At 68.7% G+C, this 12085-nt stretch carries 2 protein-coding genes; both read right to left on the minus strand.

All coding sequences use genetic code 11. The features are described 5' to 3' along the window. On the minus strand, nt 1-3636 hold a 3636-nt coding region (locus AB0M87_RS32750; protein ID WP_365859454.1), incomplete at its 3' end, for an amino acid adenylation domain-containing protein. After that, nucleotides 3633-12085, minus strand: an 8453-nt coding sequence (locus AB0M87_RS32755) for an amino acid adenylation domain-containing protein (RefSeq protein ID WP_365859456.1), incomplete at its 5' end; no start/stop codon positions are given. The genes AB0M87_RS32750 and AB0M87_RS32755, both read right to left, overlap by 4 nt.

Here is a 12085-nt window from a genome sequence, read left to right on the forward strand (position 1 = left end):
CCCCAGATCCCGGGCGAGCGGTGCCAGCGACCAGCCGTCGGCCGCGATGTGGTGCAGCACCAGCACCAGCACATGCCGCCGGGCGCTCAGTCGCACCAGGCCGGCCTGGATCGGGAGGTGGCTCTCCACATCGATCGGCTGAGCCGCCGCACGCTTGAGCCAGTCGGACAGCTCCGGTTCCTCAACGTCGTCGACGGCGAAGTCGAGGTACGCGTCGGTCGAGCTGAGGACGACCTGACAGGGCGCGCCGTCGCCGTCGGGGAAGACGGTACGCAGAGCCTCGTGGCGTTCGACGACATCGGTGAGAGCGGCGCGCAGGGCGCGGATGTCCAGTGCTCCGTCGAGGCGGACCCCGACGGGAATGTTGTACGTAGCGCTGGGTCCCTCGAGCCGGTTCAGGAACCACAGGCGTTGCTGGGCGAAGGACAGGGGCAGCGTCTCCGGCCGCTGCTCGGGTACTACCGCGGTCCGTGCCCGGCCCGCGCCTGCGAGCACCGTGGCCAGTCCCGCGGCGGTGGGATGTTCGAAGAGCATGCGGATCTCGAGTTCGATGTCCAGGGCCGAGCGGACTCGGCCGACCAGCCGGGCCGCCAGCAGAGAGTGCCCACCGAGAGCGAAGAAGTCGTCGTGGACGGACACCCGGTCAACACCCAGTACGTCGGCGAAGAGATGACAGAGAACATCCTCCTGCGCGGTTCGCGCGTGCCGGCCGCCTTCACCGGCAGCGACCTCCGGGACCGGCAGCGCTCGGCGGTCCACCTTCCCGTTCGGGGTCAACGGCAGCGCTTCCATCTGCACGAACGCCGAGGGCACCATGTAGGCAGGAAGGGCCCGCGTGATGTCGGCCGCCAGTGCGTCGCCGTTCAACAAGCACCCGTCGGCGGGCACCGCGTACGCCACCAGCCGGCGGTCGCCCGGCAGGTCCTCGCGCACGACCACACAGGCCGACGTCACCGAAGGCGAAGCCATGAGGACACCTTCGATCTCGCCGGGCTCGATGCGGTAACCCCGGAGCTTCACCTGATCATCGACGCGGGAGAGGTATTCGAGTTGCCCCTCTCTGTTCCAGCGGACGAGATCACCCGTGCGGTACATCCGCTCGCCGCACCCGCCGAACGGATCAGCGACGAAGCGGGTGGATGTCAGCCCCGGCCGCCCCACGTACCCGCGCGCGACTCCCGGGCCGGCCACATACAGCTCACCCGCCACGCCCATGGGTACCAGCCGCAGGCCGGCGTCGAGCACGTACGCCCGCATACCGTCCATAGCGTCCCCGATAGGCGGCACGCCGTCGTGCCCGGAGGCTGAGGCGCTCGACGTCAGCTCGCAGCGCGTCGCGAAGGCCGTCGTCTCGGTGGGCCCGTACACGTTGATGAAGCGGGTCTGCGGATGGGTGACCGCCAAGCGTTGCAGCACACCTGCGGCCGCGGCCTCGCCGCCGGTGATCACCAGTCTCAGTTCGCCGAGCAGTCGGGGGTCCGTCTCGGCGATGAAGTTGAACAGTGCGGTGGTCATGAACAGTGCGGTCACGCCGTCGGAGCGGACAGCACGACGAAGGGTTTCGGGTTCCAGCGTCCCCGGAGAGGCGACGACGATGCGCCGGCCGTTGAGGAGAGGCACCCAGATCTCGAACGTCGAAGCGTCGAACACGTAGGCCGAGTGCAGGAGCACCGCCTCCGTCACGTCGCTGTCCCACGTCGTGTCGCCGGCCAGCGCGGCCACGTCAGCGTGAGAAACACCGACGCCCTTGGGCGTACCGGTCGAACCGGAAGTGAACGTCACATACGCCAGTCGGTCGCCACCCGGCGCTGCCGGAAGAACGCCGAGGTCCGCAGGCGCGCCTTCGAGTACCCGGCCTGCGATGTCGACGACGATCACCGGCAGCGCATCGCGCATCTCCTCGACCCATGCGTGATCGGCCGACTCCTCGCCGACGACCAGGGCCCGCAGCTGCGCGACCGCGGCGACCTGCCGCAATCGGCCGACGGGCCAGCGCGCGTCCAACGGCACGTACCTCCCGCCGGCACGCACCGCCGCCAGCGAGGTGGTCACCACGCCGGCCGACCGTTCCAGCAGGACCCCCACGCCGTCCTCGGCACCAAGACCCCAGCCTGTCAGGCAGCGGCCCAGCGCTCCCGAGATCTCATCGAGTTCCCGGTATGACAGCGTCGTACCGGGACCCGATACAGCCACCGCCTCGGGCGCATCGGCTACCCGTGCCGCGAACATGTCCGGCAGGCTCGCGCTCGACGGATCCGCCGGGAGAACGGCACCGCGCCCTTGTTCCAGCAGTCGGTCGGCTTCTCCATGGAGCAGTACGGTGAGGTCGGTGACGCGAAGGTCGAGGTCCTTCGCGCATGCTTCCAGCAGGAGGCGCAGCCGTGCCGCCATCACCCGCACGGTGTCGCCGGTGAAGGCCTCCGTGCGGTGGCCGAACGTGATCCGCAGGTCGTTCCCCGGCGCGATGGTGAGGGTCAGCGGGTAGTGCGCGGCGTCGTTGCCGTGGAATCCGGTGATCCTGAATCCGGGAAGGCCTTCCTGGGCCTGTCGCAACGCTTGCGCGTCCATGGGGTAGTTCTCGAAGACGGCCAGCGTGTCGAAGAGGCAGTCCAGGCCGGTCAGTGCCTGGATTTCGGTCAAGCCGATGTGCTGGCAGCCCAGGAGAGCGCTCTGCTCGTCCTGGGCTCTGCTCAGCAGGGTCGCGAGGGTGTCCTCGGGGCGTATGCGGATCCGGACGGGGACGGTGTTGATGAACAGGCCGACCATCGACTCGATGCCGGCGATCTCCGGCGGCCGGCCCGAGACAGTGGTCCCGAACAGAAGGTCGCGCTGACCTGTGAGGTGATGGAGCAGGAGACCCCAGGCGCTCTGCACCACGGTGTTCAGGGTGAGGCGGTGGCGCCGGGCAGTGTCGCGAAGACGGGCGGTGGTGGACTCGCCGAGGTCCAGCACGACGCTTTGCGGCAGCTCGTCCGAGGACACCGGGGTGGGTCTTGACCCGGACAGCAGGGTCGGTTCCTCCACTCCTTCGAGGGCTCGGCGCCAGACGTCAGTGGCTGCGGTGCTGTCCTGGGCGGCCAACCAAGCCAGATAGTCGCGGTAGGGGGTGACTCGGGGCATGCCGAGGTCGTCCCCGCCTCGCGCGTACAGCTCGAACAGTTCCCGTACGAGCACGGGTGTCGACCAGCCGTCGAGCAGGATGTGGTGGCTGGTCATCACCAAGCGGAATTGCCGGTGCCCCATGCGGATCAGCGTGAACCTGATCAGTGGCGGCTTCGACAGGTCGAAGCGACGGGTGCGGTCGGTGGCCAGGAAGGCAGTGAGGCGTTCTGCTCGGCCGGAGTCCTCACCGTCGGTGAGGTCGAGTTCGTCGAAGGCCGGTTGAACCTCGACGGCGACGGCTTGGACCGGCTCGTCGAGGTCCTCATGCAGGAAGCCGACCCGCAGATTGTCGTGCCTGCGCAGGAGCCCCCGCACGGCCGCCCGCAGTACGTCGGCGTCCACCGAGCCCTCGATGTCGAAGACGAACTGCGCGGTGTAGACGTCCACGGCCTCGGAGTCGTACAGAGCGTGGAACAGCATGCCTGCCTGCAACGGCGTTAACGGCAGGACATCCTGCAGCTGGAACCCGGTCACTTGCGTCCACCCCACTTGTTCTGCAGTCGGTCGATCTGGGCCTGGTTGAGCGAGACCAGGGGAAGGTCGGAAGGCGTGTAGCCCCCTGCGTCCGGTGCTTCGGCGTGTTCCGCGATGGCTCGCAGGGCGCGCATCCACCCTTCGGCGAGCTCCTCGATGTCTTTCTCCTCCAACAGGCCCTGCGGCCAAGTCCAGTTGGCGACCAGTCGGGGTCCGTCGGGGAGGTTTCGGGTATGGGCGTTGATGTCGAGTACGTGGTGGACCGGCATGTCGGGGTCCTGACTGCGTGGGCCGCCCCCGTCGAAGAGGAGCTGCCAGTCCGCGCCGGCCGCGGTGGCTCCGTCGCCGGGCGAACCGGTGTACCGGCCCAGGTAGTTGAAACCGATCTGCGGTGTCGGCGCGTCCCTGAGCAGTTCGCGTGTGCGCGGATTCAGGTGGCGCAGCAGGCCGTATCCCACGCCCTGGTCCGGGATGGTCCGCAGTTGTTCCTTGATGCGCTTGAGCGCGCGGTCGACGAGCGAGCCGTCGTAGGCCAGGGACGGGCTCACAGGGCCCGGGTCGAGCCTGACCGGGTACATGGTGGTGAACCACCCCACCGTACGCGACAGGTCGACGCGCTCGAAGATCTCCTCGCGGCCGTGCCCCTCCAGGCCGAGCAGGAGCGCCTGGTTTCCGGACATGCCGCGTTCGGCGCGCCAACCGGCGACGGCGAGCGCCAGCCCGGTGAGCAGTACGTCATTGACGCCTGCATGGAATGCGCTGGGCGCTGTGGTCAGCAGGGGCCGGGTCCATTCGGCGGGCAGACTGAAGGTCCGGGTCACGGCCCGGCCGGCGGTGTCCTGGCCGGGGTCGAGCGGTCGGTACGCCAGCTGCGGATCCGGGGTGCTCAAGATGTCCTGCCACATCCGCAACTCCGCGACGCGCGCCGGGGTGCGCGCTTCGGTAACCAGCAACTCGGCCCAGCGGCGGTACGAAGTCGATGCCGCGAGCAGCGACGGCGCCGGCTGCGGTGTACCGGAGGGGTTCGTGCGGAGGGACCCGTGACGGCGGGCGGTGACCGCCTGCCAGGCAGCCACCAGGTCTTCAGTGAGCGTGCGCCACGAGACTCCGTCCACTGCCAGGTGGTGGATGACGAGCAGCAACCGGCCCGGCCGGTCCGGGCCGGCGTCGAACCACACGGCCTCCAGCATGACGGCTGCTCCTGGCAGCAATCGCCGACGTGCGGCTTCCGCAGCCTCGGCGACCACGGCTCTCGTGGCGTCCTCCGCCAGACCCGCGATGTCCACCCGGGTCAGTCGCTCCCGGGCCTGTACTGCCCCCGGGGGCAGTACCTCGAGACCGCCGGTTCCCCCCTGCGCCGGAACAACTCTCAGGCGCAGCGTCCCGTGGTGGTCGAGCAGCGTCTGGACCACAGCGACCAGGCTCTCCTCATCGGCGCCCGCTGGGCAGCTCAGCATCGTCGACTGGTTGTAGCTGTCGAGCGTGCCGGGGCGGTCGAGGAACCAGGCTGCGATCGGGGTCAGCGGAACCTCGCCGATACCGGGATCCGCCGCCGTCTCCGGTTCGTCGCCGAGCGGCACGGCGACGGCAGCGATTGCCTCCGGGGTGCGGTGCACGAAAACGTCGCGGGCGCTGACGACCAGCCCCGCTCTGCGTGCCCTGCTGACGACTTGGATGGACAGGATGCTGTCGCCGCCGAGTGCGAAGAAGTCGTCATCCACCTGGATGTCCGACGCCCCCAGAGCGCTGGCGAACACCTCACAGAAGACCCTTTCCTGTTCGGTGCCCGGAGCGCGGCCAACGGTCCGGCCGACCGGCAGATCGGGCGCGGGCAGTGCTCGCCGGTCGACTTTCCCGTTGGGGGTGAGCGGCAGCGCATCGAGCCTGACGAACGCGGACGGCACCATGTAGTCCGGCAGCGTCGCCGTCAGAGCGGCGCGCAGTCGGGCCGCAGTGGGGGAGTCCGGCCCATCCGGGGTGGTGGCTACCGTGTAGGCGACCAGGCGTCTGTCACCGGGCCTGTCTTCGCGGACGATGGCGCAGGCAGCGGTGACAGCGGGCAAGGCGGTGAGCGCGGCCTGGATCTCGCCGAGTTCGATACGGAACCCACGGAGCTTGACCTGGTCGTCGGCGCGTGACAGGTACTCCAGCCGACCGTCGGCGTCCCACCGTACGAGATCCCCGGTACGGTACATCCGCTGCCCCGCTGGACCGAAGGGGTCGGCGACGAACCGTGAGGCGGTCAGCCCGGGCCGCCGCAGATAACCCTGAGCCAGCCCTCGACCCGCCACATACAGTTCCCCGGTCACCCCCCGCGGCACCAGGTTCAGGCTGGTATCGAGGACATACACCTGGACGTTCCAGACCGGCCGGCCCAGGGGCGTGGCCTCGGAACCCGGCCGCCCCGTGAGGGGAGCGACCGGATGAACGGTGGTGTCGATGGTGGCTTCGGTCGGCCCGTACACATTGTGCACCTCTGCTCCCCATGCCTCGGCGACCTGCACCGCCAGGTCAGCCGGGAGAACCTCACCGCCGGACATCACAGCCCGCAGACTCGAGGGCGCGGCCACGGTGGCGTTGTTCAGGATCAGCGACAGATGAGACGGGACGAACTGGGCCAGCGTCACCTGGAACTCGCGCATCCGCCGCAGCAGCAGGTCGGGGTCACGGTTCGCCTCCGCAGAGACCAAGCAGGTGCTCGCACCGTGCAGGATCGGCAACCAGAGCTCCCACACCGACGCATCGAAACTCGATGAAGTACGCGCGAGGACCCGGTCGTTCGCGGAGACATCGAGATAATCCGCCATCCACGCCATGTGATTGGCCAAGGACTCGTGCGTGACCACAACGCCCTTCGGCCGGCCCGTGGACCCCGACGTATAGATCACGTACGCCGGTTGGGAAGGCGCCGGCGAGATGTCGAGATCTGCTGTGAGGCCGGTGGACCATGACTCCGTCTCGTCGAGCATCATGACCGGCACGGAGATCTCCGGCAGTCCGGCGTGCGTCTCGAGCGTCGTGACCAGGAGGGCAGGGCGGGCGTCGTCGAGCATGTACCCGATGCGTGACGGCGGGTACTCGGGGTCCACCGGCAGATAAGCCGCTCCCGCCTTCAGCACCGCCAACATCGCCACCACCATGTCTGCCGTTGCCGGGACGGCCAGCGCGACGACGTCCGCCGGGCCCACCCCGCGCTCCGTCAGGTAGTGCGCCAAGTCATTCGCGGTCGTGTCGAGCTCGGCATACGTCAGTGTCCGGTGCTGATCACGGACCGCTACGGCATCCGGCGTCCGAGCGGTCTGCCCGCGGAAGGCCTCCGGTACCGACCGCCATGGCAACGAACAGACCGGCCCCGCACCTGCGGAGACAGCGCGTGACTGCTCCTGATCGGTGAGCAGATCGATGCTGCGCACCCGGCGGTCCGGATCGGCCACCACCGTGGCCAACAGCAGTGACAGGCGGTCGGCCAGGCCCTGCGCCGTGGCAGGCTCGAACAGTTCGGTGGAGAACTCAAGGCTTCCCTCGATGCCGGCGGCCCGGTTCGCCTCGTCGTGGGTCTCGGTGAAGGAGAACGTCAGATCGAACTTACTGATGCCGGTGTGGACGGGCTGTGCGGTAGCCGAGATTCCTGGAAGCTCGAGCTCGGCCGATGCCTGGTTCTGCAGGACCACCATGGTCTGGAACAACGGATGGAATGCCTTCGCTCGCTCCGGGCTCAGCGCATCCACCAGTCGCTCGAAAGGGACGTCCTGGTGAGCGTAGGCGGCCAGATCGAACTCCCGGACCCGGTCGAGCACCTCGTGAAAGGTCGGGTTCCCGGAGAGGTCCGTGCGCAGCACGAGGGTATTGACGAAGAACCCGACGAGTTCGTCCAGGGCCTCGTCCGTGCGGCCCGCCACCGCCGTGCCGAGCGGGATGTCGTCGCCCGCGCCGTGCCGGGACAGCAGAACGGACAGGGCCGCCTGCAGCACCATGAAGAGGGTGCATCCCGATGATCGGGCCAATTCGGTGAGCCCGCGATGGACTTGGGCGTCAAGATGAAAGGCGAGGGCGTCACCCGCGTGCCGCATCAGGGACGGCCGTGGACGGTCGAGCGGCAGCTCCAGCAGCTCCGGCAGCCCCTCAAGCGCTCGGCGCCAGAATTCCAGTTGCTGTGCGCCGATGCTGTCCGGGTCGGTGCCGTCACCCAGCATGCGCCGTTGCCACAGCGTGTAGTCGGCGTACTGCACCGGCAGCGATGGCCGGCCGGGAGCCTCACCGCTGGTACGGGCGCGGTATGCCTGCCCCAGGTCGCGCGCGAGCGGCGCCAGGGACCAGCCGTCACCAGCGATGTGGTGCAGAACCAGCACCAGCACGTGCTCCTTGGCGCCGAGCCGCAGCAACCTCACCCGCACCGGAACCTGCGAGGTCACGTCGAAAGCATGCGAGGCAGCCTCGGTGAGCAGCCGATCCAGGTCACCGGGGGCGACATCCAGTGGCCCGGCATCGAAATCCACTGCCGAGGAGTCCAGGACCAACTGGCGTACGACACCATCGGTGTCGGGATAGACGGTGCGCAGGGTCTCGTGGCGTTCGACGACGTCCGCCAGAGCCGCGAGCAGCGCGTCGACGTCCAGCGCCCCATCGAGCCGCAGGACGAGCGGCACGTTGTACGTGGAATTCGGTCCCTCGAGGCGGTTGAGGAACCACAGACGTTGCTGGGCGAAGGACAGCGGCACCGTATCCGGTCGCTGCTCGGGCACGATGGAGGTCCGGGCCTCCGCAGCGCCGTCGAGCGCGGCGGCCAAACGTGCCACAGTCGGCTGTTCGAACAGGGTTTTGACCTGCATCTCCACGCCCAGCGTGCTGCGGACACGGCTGGCCAGACGGGTGGCCAGCAGTGAGTGGCCCCCGCATTCGAAGAATCCGTCGTCGATTCCGACCTGTTCCAGGCCGAGGAGGTCGGCGAACAGTCCGCAGAGGATCTCCTCGCGCGCTGTTCGCGGTCCTCGGGTACCGGGGACCGCGGTGACGTCCGGCACGGGGAGGGCGCGGCGATCCACTTTCCCGTTCGGAGTCAACGGAAGCGTGTCCATGTCCACGAACGTCGTCGGCACCATGTAATCCGGAAGCACCCGGCCGAGACCTGCCGCCAGTTCGGCGTGGTCCAGCACAGTGCCGGCCGATGGCACCACGTAGCCAATCAGACGCCGGCCACCACCCGGTGCGTCCTCTCGTGCCAGCACGAAGGCGGCAGCGACCCCGGGCAGGCCGGCCAGGACGCCTTCGATCTCACCGGGTTCGATGCGGTAGCCCCGGAGCTTGACCTGATCATCAGCACGGGAGACGTACTCGAGTTGCCCCCGCGTGTTCCATCGGACGAGATCCCCCGTGCGGTACATGCGCCTGCCACCCGCGTGGAAGGGATCGGCGACGAAGCGTGTAGATGTCAGCCCGGGCCGGCCCAGATATCCGCGCGCCACTCCTCGTCCGGACAGATACAGCTCTCCCACTACGCCCGGGGGCACCGGTCCGAGGCCCGCGTCCAGCACATACGCCGCCATTCCGTCCAAGGCACAACCGATCGCCGGAGCCCCGGGAGGTCCATCCGCAGTGACGGTGAAACGTGTGGCGAAGGTCGTGGTCTCCGTCGGCCCGTACACGTGGAGAACGCGAGTGCCGGGCAGGCGTCCGGCGACGTCCTGCATGACCCCCGGGGCGGCCAACTCGCCACCCGCACACAGCACCCGCAATCCGGACAGGATCTCTGCCCCCGCCTCAGCGATCACGTTGAACAGGGCAGTCGTCATGAAGAGGGCACTCACGTGCTCAGCGGCGACGGTCTCCCGCAGTGTGCTCGGTTCCAGCACACCCGGTGGGCCGATCACGATCCGCCCACCCCGGAGGAGCGGAACCCAGATCTCGAACGTCGACGCGTCGAAGACATAAGCCGAATGCATCAGCACCGCATCGGCCGCACCCGACCCCCATGCGTTGTCCGCAGCCAACGCGACCACATCGCCATGGGACACGCCCACACCCTTGGGCTCACCCGTCGAACCCGACGTGAACATCACGTACGCCAACCGATCGCCGCCCACGACCGGTGGCAGGTCACCAGGTATCGCGGGTGCGCCTCCGACGACACGTCCTACTCTGTCGACCACCACCACCGGCGTACTCCGGCGCGTCTCAACGACCCATGCGTGATCCGCCAGTTCCTCGCCGACGATCAGGACCTGCAGGCCCGCCACCCGGGAGACCTGCCGCAATCGGTCCGTCGGCCACCGTGCGTCCAGCGGTACGTAGGCCCCGCCCGCCCGCACCGCGGCCAGCGAAACGGTCACCACCGCGGCCGAACGATCCAGCAACACGCCGATGCTGTCCTCGGCGCCGGTACCCCACCCCACCAGGCACCGGCCCAGAGCGGCCGAGATGTTGTCCAGCTCCCCGTACGACAACGCCACATCGCCGCCCGAAACAGCCACCGCATCCGGCGCCGCGGCCACCTGAGCCGCGAAGACCTCCGGCAGCTCCTCCGGCACGTCCACCGGAAGAGCAGCACCTTCGCTCCATCGGGTCACCGTGCGGTGCTCTTCGTCGGACAGCAGCTCATAGCGGTGCAGGGGACGGTCCGGGTCGGTTGTCACGGCGCTGAGCAGCCGAATCAGCCGATCCGCCAGTGCGTCGACGGTGGCGGCGTCGAAAAGGGCCGTCGCGTACTCGACCCCGGCGGACAGCCCGCCGTGTACGAGGTCCTCAGTGAAGGCGAACGTGAGGTCGAACTTACTGATCCCGTTGTGCACCAGTCGGCCGCTTACCGTCGCTCCCGGCAGCTCCATGGCGGCGGTGCCTTGGTTCTGGAGGACCAGCATGACCTGGAACAGCGGGTGGTGGTTGCGCGCACGGACCGGATTCAGACTCTCGACGAGACGTTCGAACGGCAGGTCTTGGTGCGCGTAGGCAGCGAGATCCGACTCCCGTACCCGGCTGAGGAGCTCTCGGAAGGTCGGCTCCCCCGATGTGTCGGTGCGCAGGACGAGCGTGTTGACGAAGAACCCGACCATGTCCTCCATCGCCTCGTCGGTGCGGCCGGCTACCGGGGTGCCGAGAGGGATGTCATCCCCGGCGCCGTGGCGGGAGAGCACGACCGACACAGCGGCCTGCAACACCATGAACAGGGTGCTGCCGCAGGATTTCGCCAGAGCTTGCAGCCGACCGTGCAGGTCTGCGTCCAGCGTGTAGGCGGCTACCGCACCGGAGGGGTCCGCGACCGCGGGCCGGGGGCGGTCGAGGGGCAGTTCGATCAGACCCGGTGCGCCATGCAACGCCTTGCGCCAGAAGGCCAGTTGCTGGGACGACACGCTGTCGGGGTCGGTCTCCGAGCCCAGCATGTCCCGCTGCCACACTGTGTAATCGACGTACTGGACGATCGTCTCCGGCCAGTCGGGGGCCGCGCCGCGAATCCGCGAGCGGTAGGCGGTTCCCACGTCCCGGGCGAGCGGCGCCAGGGACCAGCCGTCACCGGCGATGTGGTGCAGGACCAGGACCAGCACGTGCCGTTCGGGGCCGGTCCTGAGTAACTCGCACCTCATCGGTAGGTCGGTGGTGACATCGAACGGACGCGTCACCGCGGCGGAGACGACCTCGTCGAGTGCCTCGTCGCTGAGAGCCCGAACGGAGAGGCACAGTTCGGCTGGAGTGGGCTCCCGCACAAGCTGAGAGGGCACGCCGTCCTGTTCGGGGAAGACCGTGCGCAGCGTCTCGTGCCGCCGGACCACGTCAGCGAGCGCTCCGCGCAGGGCCTGCACGTCGATCTGTCCGTCGAGTTCCAGCACCAACGGAATGTTGTAGGTCGAGCTGGACCCCTCGAGGCGGTTCAGGAACCAGAGTCTTCGCTGGGCAAAGGACAGGGGTATCGGGTGCTTGCGTTCCGCCGGGACGACTCTCTTCCTCGCCGGGCCGCCGCCGATCAGTGCCGCCGCCAGACCGGCAACAGTCGGATGCTCGAACAACGCACTGACCGGCATCTCCACGCCGAGCACCGACCGCACCCGGCTGACCAGCCGGGTGGCCAGCAGCGAGTGGCCGCCCAGATCGAAGAAGCTGTCGCTCACGCCGACATCGGGCAGGCCCAGCAGGTCGGCGAACAGGCCACACAGGATGTCCTCCTGGACGGTACGCGGACCGCGTCCCTCGTTGCCTGTCGGAACCACGGCGGGCGCAGGCAGCGCCCGCCGATCGACCTTTCCGTTCGGCGTCAGCGGCAGCGCGTCCAGGACCACCAAGGCGGCAGGAACCATGTATTCCGGCAGAGTCCGAGCCATCTCGGTCCGTAGTGCCGCGGACCCCACGGCCTGCTCTGTGCACACGGCGTAGGCCACGAGCCGTTTGTCGCCGGGTTGGTCTTCGCGGAGGGTGGCGCAGGCGGCGGTGACGCCGGGCAGGGCGGTGAGGGCGGCTTCGATCT

The sequence above is a fragment of the Streptomyces sp. NPDC051320 genome (assembly GCF_040682175.1).
GTDB lineage: Bacteria > Actinomycetota > Actinomycetes > Streptomycetales > Streptomycetaceae > Streptomyces.